Source organism: Paraburkholderia sp. BR10872, assembly GCF_040965835.1.
Classification (GTDB): domain Bacteria; phylum Pseudomonadota; class Gammaproteobacteria; order Burkholderiales; family Burkholderiaceae; genus Paraburkholderia; species Paraburkholderia nodosa_A.
This window is the reverse complement of the sequence record NZ_JBFRCN010000032.1, coordinates 38,562-60,034: the sequence shown is the minus strand read 5'-3', so window position 1 is coordinate 60,034 and position 21,473 is coordinate 38,562. Positions and strand designations below refer to the sequence as shown.

Genomic DNA, 21,473 nt, shown 5'->3' with positions numbered 1-21,473 from the left:
CGCTCAAATGCCGAGCTTCGCTTCGAGGTAGTAGGTACGGCCGGGATACGGGTGATAGACGAAGTAGCGCGCGTCGAACAGGTTGTCGATGCCCACGCCTATCTCGCTCTTCTTCGTCGGCCGGAAGGTGTACTTCACGTCGGCGACCGTGTAGGTGCTCGTGCCGCCGAATACGTTCGGGTTCGTGTCCGTGTTCGTGAGCGTGTTGTACTGGCGCCCCGAGTAGCGCGCGGCGAGCGTGAGCGCGGAGCGCGCGTCGAACCGGTAGGTCGCGACGAGATTCGCGCGCCACAGCGGAATGCGATAGAAGTACTTGCCGACGCTCGCCGGATTCTGCGCGTTCTCCAGGATCTTCGACTGCGTATAGGCCACGCTCGCCGCGAGATCGAGCCCGCGCACGATGACGTCTTCTCCCTGATAGCTCGTTTCCACGCCGCGCGAGCGCACCTTGCCAATGTTCTGGAAGTTCGTGACGTTCGGAATGACCGTCGTATCGGTCTGGCTAAAGATCGTGTTCTTTACGTCGTCCTGAAAGAGCGTCAGGCGGAACAGGCCGTTCCAGTGCGCCCATTCGGCGCTCAGTTCCTTCGAGAGATCGTCCTCGGGGCGCAGGTTCGGATTGTTGTTGACGATGGACGAGCCGTTCACCTGCCCCTGGAACAACTCGCTCACAGTCGGGAAGCGGTAGGCGCGCGCAATCGATGCACGCAGCGTGAGGTCGTCGGTCACGTCGAACGAGAGCGAAGCTTTCGGCGACAAGTGATGGTCGCCCACGTTCGCATAAGGCACGTTCACACTGCCGAGCGCCTGATAGCCGTCGAAGGCGCGCCAGTTCTCGTAGCGCACGCCGTACACGAGCTTCCAGCGTGGCAGGAAGCGCCAGGCGTCCTGTGCATAGAGCGCCTGGGTTTCGGTCTTGCCCGCGAAGGCGTTGGCGAAACTGTTCGCACCGCCGTCGCGCCACGCGAGCGTGTTGTACGTGCGGTTGTCGAGCGCGTAATCGTCGTAGTGATAGCCGAAGGTGAGCCAGTGGGCGGCGAGTCCGGCGTCGGGTGTGGCCGGCGTCCACGTCGTCTTGAGGTCGAGCGTCTTCCAGCCGGTGCCGTCGCCCAGCGTCATGACGCCGGGACCGTTGCCGGGTCCGCCCGCATTCGCCGTGCGCGCCACGCTGTTGCTTACCTCGTAGTACGAAGCAATGGCTTCAGCGTTCCAGCCGGTCGCCTGATGGGTGCGCAGCGTCGCGCCATACAGCCAGTTTTCGCTCCAGCCGCGGCTCGGTGCGAACGCGGCCGCGGGAATGGTGTACTCGTAGCCGTTGATCGACACCTTGCCGCTGTACACGGGGTTGCCGTTCGCGTCGTAAAGGAAGGTCGAGGTGGCGTTGTTGTAGGTCTGGTGCCAGTAGCCGAGCGTCACGCCGCCTTGCACGGTGGGCGTGAAGTCGTACTGCATGCGCAGCTTGAACTGGTCCTGCACCGTGTGCTGCATGCCTTCGCCGTTCACGCCGAGCACGACCGTGGGCGTGTTGGTCTGGTTGTTGTAGAAGTACGCGCCACGCACGGGCACGTCGCCCGGTTGCGCGGGCTTCGTCGACTGCGCAAGCGTGGCGAACTGCAGGGGCTGGCTCGTGTTCTCCAGGTGGTTCACGCCAAGCAGATACGAGAACTTGCCGATGCGGTCGCCGATCGAAGCGCTCATCTCGCTGCCGTTGAAGTTCTGGTTTACGCCGAAGAGGCTGAAATGCTGGGTGAACGCCTTTACGTCCGCGGTCGCTTCGAACGCCTTCGGCATGCGCGTGGTGATGAGCACAGTGGCGCCGAGCGAGTTGCCGGGATAGAGCGCGGAATACGGCCCGTAGATCACATCCACTTGCTGGATCTGGTCGGGGAACACCATCGACCAGCGTGGCGGAAAACTGTAACTGTTGCCGAGCAGGTTCGAGAGCAGCAGGCCGTCGGCATAGACGAGACCGCGCGCGCTTTGCGTATTGCTCGTGCCGCGCACGGCGATGATCGAGTTCAGATCGCCCACGTAGCGCTTGCGTACGGCGAGATTGGGCAGGTACTTGAGCACGTCCTCCGTGTTGACGACGTTCCAGTTCGCGAATTGCGCGGGCGTGACGGTTTCCACCGTCGCGGGCAGGTTGGGATCGACGGCGGGCGCCGCGGCGCTGCCAGCGGCGGCGCTGACCGTGACGGTGGGCAGCGTGGTGGCCGAGGCGGCATCGGCGGCTTGCGCCTCGGCAGCATGGGCTGCATGAAAGACGATGGGTGCAACGAGAGGCAGCGGCAAGACGCGCGGCAGCATGGCGAGCGCGAGGCGCCCGGCATGCTGCAGCGCGCGCGGCGTTGCGCGTTCGCGCGAGCGAACGCCAGCGCCACGCGTGGTGAGCGTGGACATGAAATGCTTTCCTGGAAACGGGAATCGAGCAGTCGCGCGTGTCGTGCGTGCTCGTTGGGCACGCGATCAGATCGCGGTCGACCGGCTGGTAAAGGCGTAACTCAGGAAAGGACGGGTGGGGCGCGCGGCCTGCCCGAAGGGAAGGCGCCTAAGGGGAGGTCGTGGGTGACGGGCGGCGCGATCGTCTCGCGGGCGAGCACGAGGGCGGCAAGCGGAGCGGGCGCGGCGACCGAAGCCATCGCCACATGATGCTCGAGCAGATGGCAGTAGCCGCAGGCGCTGAATGCGTCGTCGTGCGAAAGATGCGGCGCGCTACCGGACTGCACCGGCTGCACGGCCGAGCAGAGCGTGGCGTCCGGCTCATGCGCGTGCTGCGCGGCGACGAGCTGGCTCACGAGCGGCGCAAGCACGATGAGCCACATGGCGACGAGGCCAAGCCATGCGGTCAGCAGTGAATGCTTGCGTGAATTCATGAGAATGAGAATGATTGCGCGGCGGAGTCTAACACGGCCTTTCGCGTTTGCGCACGCGCGCCCGCGGCCCTGAGGATGGCAATAAGCGCGGTGCGATGTCGCGCCCGTCGACGCCGTTGCGTGGCATCGAAACGCCCGCGGCTGGGGATTTCCTTACCTCTTCGCGCGAACTCGATGCCCGCTGCATGGTCCTATACCCCCAAGGATGAGCGGTCATGGCCGCCGCGGGCGGCCGGTGCCCACGCGCCGGATTGCGGGTTTGCCCCGGCGACGGCCATGCGCGCTATCCTGTAGCGCTTTGCGCACGGCCCGGATGTCCACGAGCGGGCCGGCGCGGGCACCCGAAGCCCCATTTGCACAGGAAAACCACGTAATGCGCCGACGTCAATTTCTTCTCAGCTCCAGTGCCGCTCTGGCCGCCAGCGGCCTCGCGCTTGCCGGCTGCACGACCACGCCGCTCGGCACGCAGAACAGCGCCTCGCAAAACACGGCGAAGCGCAATTCGATCGACGCGGGCGTCGACGCCACGCTCTCGCGCCTCTTCAGCACGGTGAGCGGGTCGCAGGAGCTGGTCTCGAAGGCGAGCGGCGTGCTCGTCTTTCCGCAGGTGCTTTCGGCAGGTTTCTGGATCGGCGGTCAGTACGGCACCGGCGCGCTGCGCGTGGATGGCCGCACGACGGGCTACTACAGCACCATTGCGGGCTCGTTCGGCCTGCAGATCGGCGCGCAGTCCAAAGCCATCATCTTCGCGTTCATGAACCCGGTCGCGCTCAACGATTTCACGAGCAGCCAGGGGTGGTCGGCAGGTGCGGACGCCACGGTTGCGCTCGTCACGGTGGGCGCGAACGGCAATGTCGATACCTCGACCGCGACGAGCCCCGTGGAAGCGTTCGTGCTGACCAACGCGGGCCTCATGGCCGGGGTGTCGCTGGAAGGCGTGAAGGTGTCGCGGCTCGTCATTTGACGCTGCCGCGCGCAGTGACGAGTTGGCATGAAAGGAGACACACGCATGGCGACGCTCACGTACCGCCGCAAACACAAGATTCACTTCTCGGAGTGCGATCCCGCCGGGATCGTGTTCTATCCGCAGTATTTCGTCCTCTTCAACGATCTCGTCGAATCGTGGATCGACGAGTTGTTGCCGCAGGAGGGCTATCACGGCGTGATAGGCGCTCGCCGCGTGGGCATGCCGACCGTGCGGCTCGAAGTGGATTTCAAGGCGGTCAGCAAGATGGGCGACGAGGTCTGGCTCTCGCTCGACGTCGAGCGCCTGGGCGGGGCGTCGCTCACGCTCGCGTGGGCCTGCACGGGCGTGGACGGCGTGCTGCGTATGGCGGCACGCCAGACCATCGTGACCACCTCGCTCGACACTCACAAGTCGATTGGCATTCCTGATGACATTCGCGATGCGATCGCGCGGGCGATGACGGCCGCCGCGCGCGATTGACCATTGGACCACGTTCAGGCGGCAGCGCCGAGTGCCGCTTGCAACGTGACAAACGTTTTTTCGTCGGTGCGTTCGAAATGCAGCGGCGTGACCGAAACGCGGCCGGAGTTCACCACGGCCGTTTCGCTGTCGGGCCCGTTTTCGCGCGGGCCGCGATTGAAGCGCAGCCAGTGGTAGTCCATGCCACGCGGGTCGATCTGCGGCACGACGTCGATGCCCTGCACGAGCCCGACGCCCTGGCGGGTGACCGTGAGCGGGCCTGCGGCGCTGGCGTCGATATCGGGAAAATTCACGTTCAGGCAGACCGGCGCGTCATGCGCGACGGCGGCGAGGCGGCGAATCACGTCCGGCGCGAGCGCGCGGGCGGTGTCCCAGCGCACCCGCTCGCGGTCGCGGAAGGTCTGGCTCAAGGCGATGGACGGCAGGCCGAGCAACAGGCCCGTCATGGCTGCGCCCACCGTGCCGGAGAACATCGTCTCCACGCCGAGGTTGCCGCCGCGGTTGATGCCCGAGAGCACGAGCGAAGGGCGCACGTCGCCCATCAGCTGGCGCACCGCCATCACCACGCAATCGCCGGGCGTGCCGAGCACCCCGAAGCGCCGCGCGCCGCGCCGGCTCACGCGCAGCGGCGTATGCAGGCTGATCGAGTGCGAGGTGCCGCTCTGGTCGTGCTCGGGCGCGACGACCCAGACTTCGTGCGCGAGCTCGGCGGCCACGGCTTCGAGCACGGCGAGGCCGGGCGCGTCGATGCCGTCGTCGTTGGTGAGGAGCACGCAGGGCAGTTTCGTATCGGTTGCGGTCATGGCTGGCTCTTCTTCGTGGCAAGGTCGGGGGAAAGGGGCATTATTCCAGAGTGCGTTCCGTGCTGCCGTGCGGGACTTTTGAAACGGATTCGTAGCCTATCCGATATAGACTAGCGCGTCGGCGCCATGAGGCGCGCCCTGCATCGAGGAGAAGTACGTGAAGCCGCAAGCCCTGCCGGACCTGGCCCGCATCCTGTTCGTTGTTGCCATACTCTGCGCGCTGACGATCGGCAGCCTCTATGTCATGCGCCCGTTCCTCCCGGGGCTGATCTGGGCCACGACCATCGTCGTCGCGACCTGGCCCGCCATGAAAGCCATCGAGAGGCGCTGCGGCAACCGCCGCTGGCTCGCCACGCTCATCATGCTGCTGATCCTTCTGGTCGTGATCGTGCTGCCGCTCTATGAAGCCATCTCGACGCTCGCGGTGCACGGCGGCGAGATCATGGAGCTGATCCGCAAATTGCCCGACTATGCGTTGACCGCGCCGCCGCAGTGGGTCAGCGACATTCCCGTGGTCGGCTCGCGCATTGCCGCCAAGTGGCAGGAGTTTTCGGACGCCGGCCCCGGCGGTCTGCTCGCGCAGCTCGAACCGTACGTTTCGATCGCGGCGCACTGGTTGATCGGCCACGCCGCTTCGGTGGGCGTGTTCGTCATGCACATGTTCATCACCGTCATCATCACGGGCATTCTGTACAGCAACGGCGAGCAGGCCGCCGACTATGTCACGCGCTTCGCCATTCGCGTGGCTCCCGCTTATGGCGAGCAGGCCGTCAAGCTCGCGGGCGCTTCTGTCCGCGCGGTGGCGCTCGGCATCGTCGTGACGGCGGTCCTGCAGTCGGCGCTGGGCGGCATCGGTCTGTGGGTGGCGGGTGTGCCGGGCGCGGGCGTGCTCACGGCCGTGATGCTCATGCTGTGTCTCGCGCAGATCGGCCCGACGTTGCCGCTACTCGGCGGCGCGATCTGGCTGTTCGTGCACGACGCGCATGTCACGGCGATCCTGCTCGCGGTGTGGTCGGTGATGGTCGCCATGCTCGACAACCTCGTGCGTCCGGTGCTGATCCGGCGCGGCGTCAATCTGCCGATGCTGCTCATTCTCTCCGGCGTGCTCGGCGGCCTGTTCGCCTTCGGCATCGTCGGGCTCTTCATCGGGCCGGTGATCCTCGCCGTTTCGTCCACCTTGCTGAGCGCCTGGATACGCGACCCGGCGGCGCAAGCCCACGGGGCGTCCAGTTCGGCCGCCCATCAGGACGTTTGACGCCGCGCACCCAACACCATCGATTAGCAAACGTCTCCTCTTGCCGACGCGCAGTTCGATTCGACGTTACGATGACGTCTGAACTTCGCTTCGGCATTCGTTAGAGCATTCATGCGGCGCTCGCGTAGGCATGCCTCGTGCCGTTCCTGGTCGCGGGCAGCGCACCGCGCGCACCGCGCATCGCTTCCAAGGAGACGAAATGGCTCAGTTCAACTGCGATATCTGCGGCGTGCGCCCCGCGACGGTGCGGGTCGCCGTGTTGCAGGACGGCAGGCGGCGCTTTCTCGATGTCTGCGACTATCACTACGCGCAACTCACGCGGCATCAACGGACCTTGAGCCCGCTGGAGGCGCTGTTTCGCGCCTCGCAGCAGGGTGACGGCACGGACGATGCGGGCGGCCCGGCGGCTGAACCTACGCCACAGGCCATGGAAGCGGGCGACGGCGCCATCGTCGAACGCTATTTCAGCGACGTGGCGCGTGAATTGCTCCAGCGCGCGGCGGAGCGGGCGGTGCAGTTCGGGCGGCGCGAAGTCGACACCGAGCATCTGCTTTACGAACTCGCGGGCAACGACGCGGGCGCGGCGATCCTCAAGCGCCTCGGCATTCAGCCCGACGATGTGCGCGCGTTCATCGACGCCAACGCGCAAAAGCGCGAAGGCGCGCCCGCGCGGGAGGACGGCCGTATCGGCGTCTCCCCGCGCCTGAAGGGCGCGCTCGACCGTGCGTTTCTCGTCTCGCGCGAACTGGGTCACAGCTACGTCGCGCCCGAGCATCTGCTCTTCGGGCTCACGCAGGTGCCGGAAAGTTTTGCGGGCCATCTGCTGGGCCGCTACGGCGTCACGCCCCAGAAGGTGTTGCAGCGGCTCGTGGAGGCCCAGGGCGACAAACGCGAGCGACCCGCCGCGAAGGGGCCGAGCGCGACGCCGCAGCTCGACCAATACAGCCGCGATCTCACCGCGCTCGCGAGCGAGGGCAAGCTCGACCCCGTGATCGGCCGTTCGAGCGAGATCGAGACCGTGGTGGAAGTGCTCGCGCGCCGGCGCAAGAACAATCCGGTGCTGATCGGCGAACCGGGGGTGGGCAAGACCGCGATCGCCGAAGGCCTCGCGCAACGCATGCTCAACGGCGACGTGCCCGAATCGCTGCGCGGGCGGCGCCTCGTCGAGCTGAACGTCAACGGGCTGATCGCGGGCGCGAAGTATCGCGGCGAATTCGAAGAGCGCGTGAAAGGCGTGATGGAGGAAATCTCGGCGCAGCGCGAAAGCCTCGTGCTCTTCATCGACGAAGTGCACATGATCGTCGGCGCGGGCCAGGGCGGCGGCGAGGGCGGGCTCGACATCGCCAATGTCTTCAAGCCCGCGATGGCGCGCGGCGAACTGAACCTGATCGGCGCCACGACGCTCTCCGAGTACCAGAAGTACATCGAGAAGGACGCGGCGCTCGAGCGGCGCTTTCAGCCCGTGTTCGTCTCCGAGCCGAGCGTCGATCAGACGATCAACATCCTGCGCGGCTTGCGCGACAAGCTCGAGGTGCATCACCACGTCACCATTCGCGACGACGCGCTCGTTTCGGCGGCCGAGCTCTCGGACCGCTACGTGATGGGGCGCTTCCTGCCCGACAAGGCGATCGATCTCGTCGACCAGGCGGCGGCACGCGTGCATCTTTCGGCCACCTCGCGACCTGCGGCGATCCTCGAACTCGAGGCGGAGCTGGCGCAATTGCGGCGCGAGCAGGACTACGCGGCGACGCGCAAAAATTTCGAGCGCGCCCATACGCTGGACGAGCCGATCGCCGACAAGGAAAAGGCGCTCACGCAGGCCACCAACGACTGGAAAGGTCAGCTCGGCACCGTGACCTCGGACGTGACGAGCGAAGACGTCGCGGAGATCGTCTCGAAGCTCACGGGCGTGCCGGTCACGCAATTGACCGCCGAGGAGCGCACGCGGCTGCTCGAAATGGAAGCGCGGCTGCATGAGCGTGTGATCGGGCAGGAACAGGCCATCGTCGCGGTCAGCGACGCGGTGCGCCGTTCGCGCGCCGGGCTGCGGCGCGGCCGGCGGCCCACGGCAGTCTTCCTGTTCCTCGGGCCGACCGGCGTGGGCAAGACGGAGCTTGCGAAGGCGCTGGCCGAAGTGGTGTTCGGCGACGAAGACGCCATCGTGCGCATCGACATGAGCGAGTACATGGAGCGCCACGCGGTGTCGCGGCTGATCGGCTCGCCGCCGGGTTACGTCGGCTATGACGAAGGCGGCCAGTTGACCGAGAAGGTGCGCCGCCGACCCTATTGCGTGATCCTGCTCGACGAAATCGAGAAAGCACACGCCGACGTCTACAACGTGCTGCTGCAGGTGTTCGACGACGGCCGGCTCACCGACGGCAAGGGGCGCGTGGTCGACTTCAGCAATACGGTCGTGATCGCGACGAGCAATCTCGGCTCCGACGTGGTCTCCGGGCAAAAGCGCTCGGGGCCGGGTTTTCTGTCGAGCGCAGAAGGGTCGATGCAAGGCGCGGTGATGGGCGAGCTGCGCCAGCATTTCCGGCCCGAGTTCCTGAATCGCATCGACGAGATCATCATGTTCCAGCCGCTCACGAGCGACGAGCTGCGCTCGATCGTGCGGCTGCAGCTCGAACAGGTCCGGCGGATGGCACACAGCCAGGACATCGACCTGACGTTCGACGACAGCGTGATCGATTACCTCGCGGCGGAGGGATATCGGCCGGAATTCGGCGCGCGCGAGTTGAAGCGCAAGATGCAGCAGGCGGTGGAGAACGAGCTGGCGAAGGAAATGCTCAAGGGCGGCGTGAAAGAGGGCGCCAAAGTCGTATGCCGTTACGACGCGGCGGGCAAACGCATGGCATTCGCGTTGCAGGGGGCGGCCGCAAGCTGATGCAGGCGGCCGGGCGGCGTTGCCCGTGCTCGCGCGCCTAACGCACCAGCTTCGGGCGCGAGACGGGTTTGACGCCCGGACGTTCGACGGCCCGCCGGATCCTGGCGAGCAGGTCGCCCTCGTGGAATCGCCGGTCCTGCGCAAAACGCTCGGCGACCGTGAGATAGGCGCCGTGCAGGCGGCTCATGATTTCCTCGCCTTCGGACTGCCGCAGGCCGAGGCGCCGGGCGAAGGCATGGAGTTCCGCCGGCAGCGGGAACGTCTTGCTCCGGTTGAGGCCGAGCGCCATGCGCCCATCGAGATCCGGATAGATGTCCGTGCAGACCACGTCGAACACCGGAGCGAGCCGGCGCGGTCCGGTCGGATCGATATAGAGGATTCCCAGGTTCTTCATGTGGGCGTCGCCGTCGCGCAACAGGCACGAGAGGGCGATGCGCTCGAACAGGCGGCGTTTCTGCGCCGGGTCCGATCGTGTATAGATGTCCACGGCCTTGGCGATCATCTCGTAGCTGCCCTCGTATTTCGCCTTGCCGGTGAGCACGCTCATGTCTTCGAATCCGATGGGCGTGCCGTCCGCCTCGCGGTCGAAGCGTGACATGACGAAGAGTTTGCCGTCTTCGGAGAGCCAGAAGTCCGGGACTTCGAGCGCGGCTTCTTTCGCCACCGACATGCAGAAGTATTCGTTGCGCGCGAGCCCGGGGAAGTCGTCGCCTTCGGCCTTCACGATCACCGTGCGCAGGGGCAGCGCCGTGTGTTCGGCGGGGCGCGGGGCGTTTTCTGCGGCGAGCGGGACGACCGCCTTCGGCTGCACGCCGGAGATGCCCGAGCCGAGTGCATAGCGGTCGATCAGGCGCTCGAACAGCCGGCCCGACGGCGAGGAAAGCAATTCGTCCAGACGTTCGCCGTCGCTCTGCGGCACCCGCTCTCCCGGCACGGAATAGGTGAGCCGCCCGATTTGATTGGTGCCGGCGAGAAAGAGCAGAAACATGTCGCTCGGCGCACCGTAACGCGCGAGCCGTTCCTCGATGACGAAACGCAGGTAGCCCTCGGGCCGGTTCATCGCGAAGATGCCCATCAGGTCGCCGCTCGCGTAACTCTGGCGCCGCACGGGCATGGTGAGTGATACGGCGGCCATGTCGGGCGCGTCGCCGTAATTGAAGACGAAGCGGCTCTCGCGCGCCAGCAGACCGCTCGGTCCCTGCGGCGTATGGACTTCCAGGTTGCGGATTTCGCGCAGGAGCCGCTCGAGGTCGAATGAGGCGCTCGCAGTCATTCGTCGTCCCTGAATATGTCGTTCAGGTCCTCGAGGATGACGGTATCCATGGGGCGAAGCACGACTTCATAGCCGAGCGCGTTCACGAGCCGGCAGAGTTCGCGTACGCCGACGTTGCCTGCGTGTTCGGCGTTCGTGACGGTGCGACGGGCGACGCCGGCCTGCTCCGCCAGGGCCTGCTGGGTCAGCTTGCGCTCGCGGCGCGTCGCGCGCAGGCCTTCTGCCAGGCGCTCGGCGTTGGAGATCGAGAGGTTCGCGGGTTTTTTGCGCATCATAGTGCGCATTATAGGTCGTTATCCAGCAGCTTGCGCAGAATTCTGCGCACCCAATCAATCGGGATTCGTGGCGGAAAATGCGCGCAATTTTGCGCAAGATGGTGGATAAAACGCCGATATGCGCAATATCGTGCGCATATCGGCGTTTCAGGGGTCAATGCGTGTTCGTTGAAGATTCAACGGTTTACGTCGTATTTTCCCGCCAGGGGCCGCTTCACATCGACCGCAGCGCCGAGCGCTTGAGCTTGCCGGTCTCGGTGCGCGGCAATGCGTCGATAAAGGCGATCAGGCGCGGATATTTGTACGCCGCCACCGCGTTCTTCACGAAGTTCTGCAACTCGGCGACCAGGGCGTCGCCGGCGCTGAAGCCCGGGCGCAAGACGACGAACGCCTTCACCACCTGGCCACGCACTTCGTCGGGCACGCCCGTTACGCCGCACTCGGCCACGGCGGGGTGCTGCATGAGCACCGTCTCGACTTCGGGACCCGCGATGTTGTAGCCCGACGAAACGATCATGTCGTCGGAGCGGGCCTGGTAGAACACATAGCCGTCGGCGTCGATGGATACGGCGTCGCCGGGCAGGTTCCAGCCGCCGCGCACGAACACGGCCTGGCGTTCGTCGGCGAGATAACGGCAGCCGGTCGGGCCGCGCACGGCGAGATTGCCCGTCACGCCGGGCGCCACCGGCTGCAGGTCATTGTCCAGCGCCTGCACCACGTAGCCAGGCACCGCGCGGCCGATCGAGCCGGGGCGCACATCGGCGCCGGCGGACGACACGAAAATATGAATCAGCTCCGTGCCGCCAATCCCGTCGATCATCTCGATGCCCGTCGCGTCGCGCCATAGATCGCGCGTGGCCTGCGGCAGCGCTTCTCCGGCGGATACCGTCTTGCGCAGGCTGGCCAGGTCGTACTGCGTGACGAGCGCCGCCATCTGCCGGTAGAACGTGGGCGCGGTGAAGACGATCGTCGCGTGAAAACGCTGGATCGTGTCGAGCAGCAGCGCCGGCGTGAGCTTTTCGATCAGCACCGTCGACGCGCCGACGCGCAGCGGAAAACACAGCAGCCCGCCCAGTCCGAACGTGAACGCGAGCGGCGGCGTGCCGCAGAACACGTCCTCGGCCGTGGGCTTCAGAATGTGGCGCGGGAACAGGTCGCACATGGCGATCACGTCGCGGTGAAAGTGCATGCAGCCCTTGGGCGTGCCCGTCGTACCGCTCGTGAAGGCAATCAGGCAGACGTCGTCGCTGGCCGTGTCGCAGGCCGTGAAGTCGGCGGGCTTGTCTGCCGCGAGCGCTTCCATCGTGCCCGGCGCGGTGTCGTGAAAGTAGCAGACCTGCTTGATGCCTTCGCAAAAGAACTCGTCGGCGGGGTCCATGCATCGCGCGAGCTCTTCAGTGAGCCGCACGTCGCACAGCGCCGCGCAAACCTGCGCCTTGTCTGCGATCTGCTTGAGTTCCTTTGCACGCAAGAGCGGCATGGTGGGAATCACCACGAGCCCCGCCTTGAGCGACGCGAGAAACGCCACCGCCATTTGCAATGTGTTCGGCCCGCGTAACAGGACGCGGTTGCCCGGCTTCAGTCCCATGTCTTCCACCAGCACGCGGGCGCTGCGATTGACGAGCGCGAGCAGTTCGGCGTACGTGGTGGCTTGTGGCTTGCCATCGATATCCGACCAGATGGCCGGGCGTTCGCCGTGTCCCGCCTCGATCGCGCGGTCAAGCAACTCGACCGCGCAATTCATGCGCGCAGGGTAGGCAACATCGGGATTGTCGAGCAGCATGTCGGGCCACTGCGACTCGGGCGGCAGATGATCGCGTGCGAACGTATCGACATGGGCGGTGGGTTGCATGGCGTCTCCGGCTGTCTGTATGAGCTGATCGTGCTGTTGCGCGGGCGCCGGTCTACTGGCGCGAGAGACGCGCGTCGTCGGGAATCACGGCCGTCGCTTCGATTTCCACTTTGGCGTCATCTTCCATGAGGGCCACCACCTGCACCGCGCTCATGGCGATGTCGTAGTCGCCGATCAGCTCGCGAAACGCAGTGCCAATTTCCTTCAGCGATGCCAGGTACTCCTTCTTGTCGGTGACGTACCAGGTCATGCGCACGAGGTGCTCGGGCTTGCCGCCCGCGGTTTCGAGAACGGCAACGATATTGCGTAGCGCCTGCACGGCCTGGGCGCCGAATTCGCGGCTCGTGAAGCGCGCGTTCTCGTCCCAGCCGATCTGGCCGGCGATATAGACCTGCGTGCCGGCAGCGGCGACGCCGTTGGCATAACCGCGCGGCTTGACCCAGTCTGCGGGAAGAAGGGCTCGTTTCATGTTTCGTCCGGTTCCGTAGTGAAGCGTCGCGCAGCAGGCGCTTACGCGGCGTTGTATGCCTTGAGCAAGTCACGCCCGACAATGAGCTGCTGCACCTCGGTCGCGCCTTCGTAAATGCGCAGCGAGCGAATCTCGCGGTAGAGCGACTCGACGATGTTGCCGCTTTGCACGCCCATGCCGCCCCAAAGCTGCACGGCCGCATCGATCACCTGCTGCGCGCCTTCGCTTGCATGCCACTTCGCCATGGCGGCTTCGCGCGTCACGCTTTCGCCCTGGTCGCGCAGCCACGCCGCGCGATAGACGAGCAGGGCGCTGCTGTCGATGGTGAGCGCCATCTGCGCGAGTTTTGCCTGGGTCAGCTGAAAATCGCCGAGCGTCTGGCCGAACATCTTGCGCGAAGCGGCGCGCGCGAGCCCTTCGGCCATCGCGCGGCGTGCGAAGCCGAGCGAAGCCGCGGCGACCGAGGTGCGGAAAATATCGAGTGTGCGCATGGCGATCTTGAAGCCTTCCCCCGGCGCGCCGAGCATCTGGCTGCGCTTCACGCGCGCGCCGGTAAAGCGCAGGCGCGCGAGCGGATGCGGGGCGATCACGTCGATGCGTTCGGCGATTTCGAGCCCCGGTGTGTCGGCATCGACCACGAACGCGCTGATGCCGCGCGAGCCCGGCGCCTCGCCGGTGCGGGCGAATACCACGTAGAAGTCGGCGATGCCGCCGTTCGAGATCCACGTTTTTTCGCCGTCGAGCACGTAGTCGTCGCCCTCGGCGCGTGCGGCGAGCGCCATCGCGGCGACGTCGGAGCCTGCTTCGGGCTCGGAGAGCGCAAACGCGGCGATCGCCTCGCCGCGCGCGACGCGCGGCAGATAGCGCGACTTTTGCGCTTCGTTGCCAGCCAGCGAGATCGCGCCGGAACCGAGGCCCTGCATGGCGAGCGCGAAGTCGGCGAGACCCGAGTGTTTCGCGAGCGTTTCGCGCAGCAGGCAGACGGCGCGCGTGTCGATCGTGTCGCCATGGCCGCCATAAGCGGTGCCGCCCACGCCGTAGCGTAGCCAGCCGGCTTCGCCCAGCTTGCGCACGAGCGCGCGGCAGGTCGCATCGACGTCGTCGTGCGGCACGTGCACGAGATGCTCACGCGCCCATGCTTCGATTCCCGCGCCGAGCGCGCGATGGCGATCTTCGAAGAACGGCCACGCGAGTGCGTCGTGGAGATTCGTTTCAACGGCAGCGTTCAATTCAATCCCCTTCGAAAACCGGGCGCGTTTTGGCCGCGAACGCCTCATAGGCGCGGCCGAAATCGCGCGTGGCCATGCAGATCGCCTGCGCCTGCGCTTCGGACTCGATGGCCTCGTCGATGCTCATGGTCCATTCCTGATGCAGCATCGTCTTGGTGATGCCGTGCGCAAAGGTCGGACCGGAGGCGAGATCGGCGGCGAGTTTCTGTGCATCGGCGAGCAGCATTTCGGGCTCGCAGATGCGGTTGTAGAAGCCCCATGCGTGGCCTTCTTCTCCGCTCGCGGAGCGGCCCGTGTAAAGCAGCTCGGCTGCGCGGCCCTGACCGATGATGCGTGGCAGGATCGCGCACGCGCCCATGTCGCAGCCCGCGAGCCCCACGCGCGTGAAAAGGAACGCGAGCTTGCTGCGCGCGGTGGCGTAGCGCATGTCGGAGGCCATGGCGAGAATCGCGCCCGCGCCGGCGCAGACGCCGTCCACGGCGGCGATGATCGGCTGCGGGCAGTGGCGCATGGCTTTCACGAGGTCGCCGGTCATGCGCGTGAACATCAGCAGTTCGGGCATCGGCAGATCGATGAGCGGCGCGATGATGTCGTGAACGTCGCCGCCCGAGCAGAAGTTTTCGCCCGCGCCATGCAGCACGATGGCCTTCACGTCCGTCGCATAGGCGAGCTGGCGAAACAGATCGCGTAGTTCCGCATACGATTCGAACGTGAGCGGATTCTTGCGTTCGGGGCGGTTCAGCGTGATGCTTGCGACGCGGCCTTGAACCGACCAGCCGAAATGTTGCGCCTCATAACCGGCAAGCGTGACGCGGTTGCCCGCGAAGAGCGCTTCGGCGCTGGAACGTGTCGTCAAGATATGTCTCCCGGATCTTTGCAATTTCAGTGTGATCAGCTTTCGAGCCCGTTGCGCAGATGCTGTTTGAGCTTGCCGAGCCGCTCGTGCATCTTCGACTTCTCGTCGAGCGAGAGGCCGCCGAACAGTTCCACCACCCATTGCTCGTGCGCGGCCGCCATGCGGTCGAACAGGGCGCGGCCCTCGGGCGTGAGGCGCACCACGAAGGCGCGCCGGTCGTCGGGGGCGACGTCGCGCACGACGAGGCGTTCCTTTTCGAGCTGATCGGTAATGCCCGTGACGTTGCCGCCCGTCACCATCAGGCGGCGCGAGAGTTCCGTCATGCGCAGACCTTCGGGGTGGCGCTCGAGCTGCGCCATCAGGTCGAAGCGCGGCAGCGTCGTGTCGAACTCGACGCGCAGGCGGCGGCGCAATTCGGCCTGCACGAGGTTCGTCGTGGTGAGCAGGCGCAGCCACAGGCGCAGGCCCATGTGGCTGTCGGCGCCCGTGCTCATTTCCATGTCGACGACATTCTCCGCCGGCTTTTCGACGCCCTTGCGCGGCGCTTTCGTTGCGGCCTTCGCGGTGGCGTTCTTGCGCGTGGATGCGGGCGATGTCATGTGATTTCTCCACCGGAAACGGATAGGGACTGGCCCGTGATCGCGGACGATCCAGGCGCGCAAAGCCACAGCACGGCGTTGGCGACTTCTTCCGGCGTGACGAAACGCTGCTGCGGGTTGTGGCGCACGAGAATGCTGCGCGCCTCGGCTTCGCTGCGCGAAGTCTTGCGCGTGATCTGTTCGAGCGACGCCTGCAGCAATTCCGTTTCCGTGTAGCCGGGGCACACGGCGTTCACGGTTACGCCCTGGGTGGCCACTTCGAGCGCAAGCGCGCGCGTCAAGCCGATCACGCCATGTTTCGAGGCGCAATAGGCGGCGACATACGGATAGCCGACCTGGCCCGCCGTGCTCGCGACATTGACGATGCGTCCGGCCTTGCGCGCGAGCATGCAGGCCAGCACCGCGCGCGTGCACAGAAACGCACCCGTGAGATTCACGTCGAGCATGCGCTTCCACAGCGCGAGGTCGGTTTGCGTGAACGGCGCGGCCTGAGCCTGGCCCGCGTTGTTCACGAGGATATCGACGGCGCCGAGCGATTGCGCCGCATGCACGAACGCGGCGTTTACGGCGTCTTCGTCGGTGATATCGACGCTCACGCAAGCCACGTTCTCGCCGCCGCCGAGCGCGGCACGCTGGGCGTCGAGCCGCGTGGCGTCACGGCCCATCAGTGTGACGCGCGCACCGGCATGCAGGAGCGCGGCGGCAGTCGCCGCGCCGATGCCGCTGCCGCCGCCGGTCACGACGGCATGACGATCGTTCAGGATTGCCTGGTTCATGCTCACACGGTTCCTTCGGCGCGTTGCGCACGCTCGATCGGCGACAGGCCGGCCGCGGCTGCCGCTGCGGCGCGTTCGCGCTCGATGTTGCGTTCGAGTTGGGTCTTGGCCGCCATGTACTGGTTCGGCCACTTGATGTCGAGATAGCCGATGCGCGCCGCTTCGGTGAGCGTCCACGAGGGGTTGGCCAGGTGCGGCCGCGCCACGGCGCACAGGTCGGCGCGACCGGCAGCGATGATGCCGTTCACGTGATCCGCTTCGGAAATCGCCCCGACAGCGATCGTCGCGATGCCCGCTTCGTTGCGGATGCGGTCGGCGAAAGGCGTCTGGAACATGCGGCCGAAGACGGGTTTTTCTTCCTTGCTCACCTGGCCCGACGAAACGTCGATCATGTCCGCGCCTGCCGCCTTGAACGCGCGCGCGATTTCGATGGCGTCGTCGGGCGTGTTGCCGCCTTCCACCCAGTCGTGTGCCGAGACGCGTACTGAAATGGGCTTGTTTTCCGGCCAGACCGCGCGCATCGCCTTGAAAACCTCGAGCGGATAACGCAGCCGGTTTTCGATCGATCCGCCGAACTCGTCGGTGCGCTGGTTCGTGAGCGGCGAGAGGAAGCTGGAAAGCAGATAGCCGTGCGCGCAGTGCAATTCGAGCCAGTCGAAGCCCGCTTCGTCTGCCATTTGCGTGGCTTGGACGAATTGCGCCTCGATGTCGCGCAGTTCCTGGGTGCTCGCTTCATGCGACCACTGGCTCACACCGCGCAGATATTGCTGCGGCGAAGCGGAGACGAGCGGCCAGTTGCCGTCGTCGAGCGGCTGGTCGATGCCTTCCCATGCCACGCGCGTCGAGCCCTTGGCGCCGGAATGGCCGAGCTGCATGCCGATTTTCGCGTCCGAGTTCGCATGCACGAAATCGACGATGCGCTTCCACGCCTGCAGATGCTCGGGCGCATACATGCCGGGGCACGCGGGCGTGATGCGGGCCTCGGGGGAGACGCAGGTCATTTCGGTCATCACGAGCGCGGCGCCGCCCATGGCGCGCGCGCCCAGATGCATGAGGTGATAGTCGCCGGCCACGCCGTCATGGGCGGAGTACTGCGCCATCGGCGAGACGATCACGCGGTTTTTCAACGTCACGCCACGCACCGTAAAAGGCGTGAACATGGGCGGCACGGCGCGCGCCTCGCCACCCGCACGTTGCGCGAGCCACGTTTCGAAGCCGGACAGATAATGCGCGTCGCGCTCGCGCAGATTCTCGTGCGAGATGCGCTGCGAGCGCGTGAGCAGCGAATAGGCGAACTGCTCCGGATCGAACTTCGCGTAGCGGTCCACGTGCTCGAACCACTCCGTGGAATTGCGCGCGGCGTTCTGGATGCGCAGGACGTCCACGCTACGCACGTTCGTGTAGTGCGTGAGCGCCGCGCGCAGATCGCCGGGATGCGCTTGCATGCTGTTGGCGAGTTCGATCGCGTCTTCGAGCGCGAGCTTCGTGCCTGAGCCGATCGAGAAGTGCGCGGTGTGCGCCGCGTCGCCCATCAGCACGACAGGCGTTTGCTTACCGTCGGCCGCGGTTTTCCAGTGCACCCATTCGCGATTGACCACGCGGGGAAAGCGGATCCATTGCGACGAGCCGCGCAGATGCGACGCGTTCGAGCGCAGCGCGTGGCCGTCGAGATAACGCGCGAACAGCTTCTCGCAGAACGCGATGCTGTCTTCCTTGCTCATGGTGTCGAGGCCGGCTGCGCGCCACACCTGATCGGGCGTTTCGACGATGAACGTCGACGTGTTGTCGTCGAAGCGGTAGGCGTGCGCCTGGAACCAGCCCCATTCGGTTTCTTCGAACGCGAACGTGAACGCGTCGAAGAGTTTCGACGTTCCGAGCCAGACGAAGCGGCAGTTGCGCAAATCGATATCCGGCTGATACGTGGCGGCGTACTTCTGGCGCGTGGCGCTGTTCAGGCCGTCGCTCGCAATGATGAGGTCCGCGTGGGCGACGTCGTCGTCGGTGATCTGCGATTCGAATACGAGCTTCACACCGAGCGCCTCGCAGCGCGCCTGCAAGATGTTGAGCAGACGCTTGCGGCCAATGCCGCAGAAGCCATGGCCCGACGAGCGGATTGCGCTGCCGCGAAAGTGAATCTCGATGTCGTCCCAATGATTGAAGGCGTCGAGAATTTCGTCCGCGCTTTCGGGGTCGGCCGCGCGCAGGTTGCCCAGCGTCTGGTCCGAGAACACCACGCCCCAGCCGAACGTGTCGTACGGGCGGTTCCGTTCGATTACGGCGATTTCGTAGTCGGGGTGACGGCGCTTCATCAAAAGGCCGAAATAGAGGCCTGCGGGCCCGCCACCCATGCAAACAATGCGCATGCTCGCTCCTTCGTTCAGTCTGCAAGGCCAATGTAGGTTCAATTACTTTAGGTGTCAAGTAATATGCGAGCGAGGGCGGGATGACCCTGGGCGCAGCGGCGAAACATCTGAATATTTGTGGAACCCTTGGTGCGGCGCGGCGTCAACTCGCCAATGACGCAAGCAAAGGGAACACGCAGGCTTTCGTGCGCCTTTCCACGAGACGCGACGGCCCAAATGCCGCGACGGTGCAGACGCCGGGACGCCATAGGATGTGGCACCAGAAACGGGCGGACGCCGATTCCGTGTGCATGGCGCGCACCGTCCGGGGCTGCGCGCGCGACTGCGTGCAACCGTGAAGTGGGCGAAATGCTTACCATGGGTTACGCAGGCCCATTGCGCGTCGAGCTGGCATTAAAGTCGCTTGGTGAGGCGGCGCTCCGGCGCGGCCTTTTACGGAACCCTTTCATGCGTTGCGCGTGTGGCCATGAATCGATCAGGCATCCTTACAAAAATAGCCGTAAAGCTGACAGCTTCATCGAATCGAAGTCGCGCACCCCTTCAATCGTAATCTTCGACACGAACGGGAGTCGTCACCCATGAGTCAGACAGCGAAGCGATCGCTCGAAATCGACTTTTTCCGGGGTTTCGCTTTGATTTCCATCGCGCTCGATCACATTCCTTCCAGCGTGCTTTCGCATGCGATGCTGCACAACTTCGCGTTCTGCGACTCCGCGGAAGTGTTCGTGTTCGTGAGCGGCTATGTATGCGCGGCGAGTTGGCTCGCCATTGCCGGACGCAAGGGCGAGGGCGCGGCCAACCGGCGCTTCTGGCGTCGCGGGCGCGAGATCTACGCCGCCTACCTGTGCACCGCTGCGCTCATGCTGCTGTCGGGCGCCGCCGCGGTAATGATGCGGGTGGATTCGCCGCTGGTCGCAGAGTCGGGTTATCTGCGCTTCGCCGCGCAGCCGTTCACGATGCTCGCCAATATCGCGGTGTTTCGCGACCAGCCGTATCTGGCCGGCGTCTTGCCCATGTACATCGTGCTCGTGATGCTCCTGCCATTCGTGATGCCACTTGCGCGCCGCTCGCCCGATCTCGTGCTCGTGGGCAGCTTCGTGCTGTGGTTCGGCGGGTGCTGGCTCGTGGGGTATTTGCCTACCGCGCCCGGCGCCATCTGGCCGTTCAACCCGTTTGCCTGGCAGGCCATGTTCATGCTGGGGCTGCTGTGCCGCATCTATCCGGTGTCGCATGCGTTCCAGGTCTCCTGGACGGGCCGCGCGTTGACAGCGTTCGCGCTGGTGCTCGTCGCCACGTTCGCGTTCATCCAGTTGTTCGCCGATCTGGACCCTCAGCCTGGCTACATGAAGCAGAATCTCGCGAGCGTGCGCATCGTGAACTTCGCCGCCGTGGCGTGGCTCGCCGCGCAGGCGGTGCGCAAGGGCTGGATAGCGTGGCTTGCGCAGCGGCTGCCGGCCGTCGTCACCGTGGGGCAGCAGGGCCTCGTCTGTTTCGTGGGGGGCGCGGTGGCTTCGAACGTCATCGACACGCTGCTGCGTGCAACGCATGTCACCGCTTCGTTGCCCGCACGGCTCGCGGGCGACGTGCTCGCGGTCGGCGCATTGCTCGCGCTCGCGGGTGGCATGCGGCGCCTGAAAGCGGTACGGCCGCGCGTCGCGCTTACGTGAAGCGCGACGGCAACGATTCAACGCACGACGCGCTCACGCCTTGCCAGGTTCGCGCACATCAGTGACGGGCAACGAGCCGAAGGCATCGCTCAACGCATAGTCGATCAATTGTTGCGCGGCCGCTTCGGGCGTGGACAGCAAACCGTTCTGCTTGAGCTGTTCGAAGCGCTCGCGCATCGGGAACTGGTCGACGCTCGTCGCGCGGATCATCTTTTGCATGCCGGTATCGATCACGCCAGGTGCGATGCTGCAAATGCGCAGGCCGGCCGGCGCATCGAGGGCGACGGCGCGCGCGTGGTGGTCGAGCGCGGCCTTGGTCGCGCAATACACGCTCCAGCCCGCATACGCGTTGCGCGCGGCGCCGCTCGAAATATGCACGATGCGTCGTGATGCGCTCGCGCCGGGCGCAGACGTGGCGGCGAGCGCATTCGCGAGCATCAACGGCGCTGCCACGTTGAGCGTCACGGCGCGTGCGATGGCGAGCGGGTCCTGCGCGCCGAGCGGGGCAATCGGCTCGACGCTGCCCGCGTTGTTGAAGAGCAGCACGCACTGCGCGCCGAGCGCGAACGCATCGAGCGTGTCGCCCGCCAGCCAGCGTTCGAGTGCGGCGGGATCGGCGAGGTCCACGACGGCCTCGGCGAACCGTTCCGGATGGCGGGAAGCCAGTTCCGCATGCGCGCCACGGCCGAGGCCGAGCACCTCGATGTCCCGTTGCAGCAGCGATTGCGCGAGCGCCGCACCCAATCCGCGCGTATGGCCGGTCACGATGGCGCGAATGGTGGAACGGGGGGCGGATGTCGAAATCGTCATGGTGTCGTGATGATAAAGGGATGCGATCCTTGCGTG

The 21,473-nt window shown here is 65.7% G+C and carries 18 protein-coding genes; 5 read left to right on the top strand and 13 right to left on the bottom strand.

Going from position 1 to position 21,473, the window contains the following annotated elements; all coding sequences use genetic code 11:
• Positions 1 to 3 precede the first annotated feature (3 nt).
• Positions 4 to 2,400 carry a TonB-dependent receptor gene (locus AB4Y43_RS23695; RefSeq protein ID WP_368728915.1) on the bottom strand — a complete coding sequence of 799 codons (2,397 nt, stop codon included), beginning with the start codon at positions 2,398 to 2,400 and terminating at the stop codon, positions 4 to 6.
• Between the two features lie 101 nt (positions 2,401 to 2,501).
• Positions 2,502 to 2,873 (bottom strand): DUF2946 domain-containing protein, encoded by a 372-nt coding sequence (locus AB4Y43_RS23690; protein ID WP_368728914.1) that lies wholly within the window; start codon positions 2,871 to 2,873, stop codon positions 2,502 to 2,504.
• Positions 2,874 to 3,246: 373 nt separating this feature from the next.
• Here AB4Y43_RS23690 and AB4Y43_RS23685 point away from each other — a divergent pair, with 373 nt between their 5' ends.
• Positions 3,247 to 3,837: a YSC84-related protein gene (locus tag AB4Y43_RS23685; RefSeq protein ID WP_069261939.1), complete on the top strand. Its 591-nt coding sequence runs from the start codon at positions 3,247 to 3,249 to the stop codon at positions 3,835 to 3,837.
• A gap of 27 nt (positions 3,838 to 3,864) precedes the next feature.
• A complete protein-coding gene (locus tag AB4Y43_RS23680) occupies positions 3,865 to 4,320 on the top strand; it encodes an acyl-CoA thioesterase (RefSeq protein WP_368728913.1) in 456 nt (151 codons plus the stop codon).
• 14 nt (positions 4,321 to 4,334) lie between these two features.
• Here the strand turns inward: AB4Y43_RS23680 and surE are convergent, their stop codons facing one another.
• Positions 4,335 to 5,123, bottom strand: a complete 789-nt coding sequence (gene surE, locus AB4Y43_RS23675) for a 5'/3'-nucleotidase SurE (protein ID WP_133186902.1) — start codon at positions 5,121 to 5,123, stop codon at positions 4,335 to 4,337.
• A 157-nt stretch (positions 5,124 to 5,280) separates the two neighbouring features.
• On the opposite strand from surE, the gene ydiK reads away from it, so the two are divergent.
• Positions 5,281 to 6,378 (top strand): AI-2E family transporter YdiK, encoded by a 1,098-nt coding sequence (gene ydiK, locus AB4Y43_RS23670; RefSeq protein ID WP_368728912.1) that lies wholly within the window; start codon positions 5,281 to 5,283, stop codon positions 6,376 to 6,378.
• Positions 6,379 to 6,577: 199 nt separating this feature from the next.
• Positions 6,578 to 9,268 carry an ATP-dependent Clp protease ATP-binding subunit gene (locus AB4Y43_RS23665; protein ID WP_368617945.1) on the top strand — a complete coding sequence of 897 codons (2,691 nt, stop codon included), beginning with the start codon at positions 6,578 to 6,580 and terminating at the stop codon, positions 9,266 to 9,268.
• A gap of 37 nt (positions 9,269 to 9,305) precedes the next feature.
• Here AB4Y43_RS23665 and AB4Y43_RS23660 read toward each other — a convergent pair whose 3' ends face one another.
• From AB4Y43_RS23660 to AB4Y43_RS23620, 9 genes are all read right to left on the bottom strand, one after another.
• Entirely contained in the window at positions 9,306 to 10,541 is a 1,236-nt protein-coding gene (locus AB4Y43_RS23660) for a type II toxin-antitoxin system HipA family toxin (RefSeq protein ID WP_069261935.1), read from the bottom strand.
• Positions 10,538 to 10,825 carry a helix-turn-helix domain-containing protein gene (locus tag AB4Y43_RS23655; RefSeq protein ID WP_342946094.1) on the bottom strand — a complete coding sequence of 96 codons (288 nt, stop codon included), beginning with the start codon at positions 10,823 to 10,825 and terminating at the stop codon, positions 10,538 to 10,540. Before AB4Y43_RS23655 ends, AB4Y43_RS23660 begins: the two co-directional genes overlap by 4 nt.
• Before the next feature lie 205 nt (positions 10,826 to 11,030).
• Positions 11,031 to 12,668: an AMP-binding protein gene (locus tag AB4Y43_RS23650; protein ID WP_342946095.1), complete on the bottom strand. Its 1,638-nt coding sequence runs from the start codon at positions 12,666 to 12,668 to the stop codon at positions 11,031 to 11,033.
• Between the two features lie 52 nt (positions 12,669 to 12,720).
• Positions 12,721 to 13,137 carry a RidA family protein gene (locus AB4Y43_RS23645; RefSeq protein ID WP_342946096.1) on the bottom strand — a complete coding sequence of 139 codons (417 nt, stop codon included), beginning with the start codon at positions 13,135 to 13,137 and terminating at the stop codon, positions 12,721 to 12,723.
• Positions 13,138 to 13,178: 41 nt separating this feature from the next.
• Positions 13,179 to 14,366 carry an acyl-CoA dehydrogenase family protein gene (locus AB4Y43_RS23640; protein WP_342946097.1) on the bottom strand — a complete coding sequence of 396 codons (1,188 nt, stop codon included), beginning with the start codon at positions 14,364 to 14,366 and terminating at the stop codon, positions 13,179 to 13,181.
• A 1-nt stretch (position 14,367) separates the two neighbouring features.
• Positions 14,368 to 15,222 (bottom strand): enoyl-CoA hydratase family protein, encoded by an 855-nt coding sequence (locus tag AB4Y43_RS23635; RefSeq protein WP_342946098.1) that lies wholly within the window; start codon positions 15,220 to 15,222, stop codon positions 14,368 to 14,370.
• 35 nt (positions 15,223 to 15,257) lie between these two features.
• Positions 15,258 to 15,821, bottom strand: coding sequence for a MarR family transcriptional regulator (locus AB4Y43_RS23630; protein ID WP_342946099.1), 564 nt, complete (start codon positions 15,819 to 15,821; stop codon positions 15,258 to 15,260).
• Positions 15,818 to 16,597: an SDR family oxidoreductase gene (locus tag AB4Y43_RS23625; RefSeq protein ID WP_342946100.1), complete on the bottom strand. Its 780-nt coding sequence runs from the start codon at positions 16,595 to 16,597 to the stop codon at positions 15,818 to 15,820. Before AB4Y43_RS23625 ends, AB4Y43_RS23630 begins: the two co-directional genes overlap by 4 nt.
• 2 nt (positions 16,598 to 16,599) lie before the next feature.
• The gene (locus tag AB4Y43_RS23620) at positions 16,600 to 18,960 is read right to left on the bottom strand and encodes a bifunctional salicylyl-CoA 5-hydroxylase/oxidoreductase (protein ID WP_342946101.1); all 2,361 of its coding nucleotides are present in this window, start codon (positions 18,958 to 18,960) and stop codon (positions 16,600 to 16,602) included.
• A 578-nt stretch (positions 18,961 to 19,538) separates the two neighbouring features.
• Here AB4Y43_RS23620 and opgC point away from each other — a divergent pair.
• Positions 19,539 to 20,627 (top strand): OpgC domain-containing protein, encoded by a 1,089-nt coding sequence (gene opgC, locus AB4Y43_RS23615; protein WP_342946102.1) that lies wholly within the window; start codon positions 19,539 to 19,541, stop codon positions 20,625 to 20,627.
• Between the two features lie 33 nt (positions 20,628 to 20,660).
• Here opgC and AB4Y43_RS23610 read toward each other — a convergent pair whose 3' ends face one another.
• On the bottom strand, positions 20,661 to 21,437 hold the full coding sequence (locus AB4Y43_RS23610; protein ID WP_342946103.1) for an SDR family oxidoreductase: 777 nt from the start codon (positions 21,435 to 21,437) through the stop codon (positions 20,661 to 20,663).
• Positions 21,438 to 21,473: the final 36 nt, after the last annotated feature.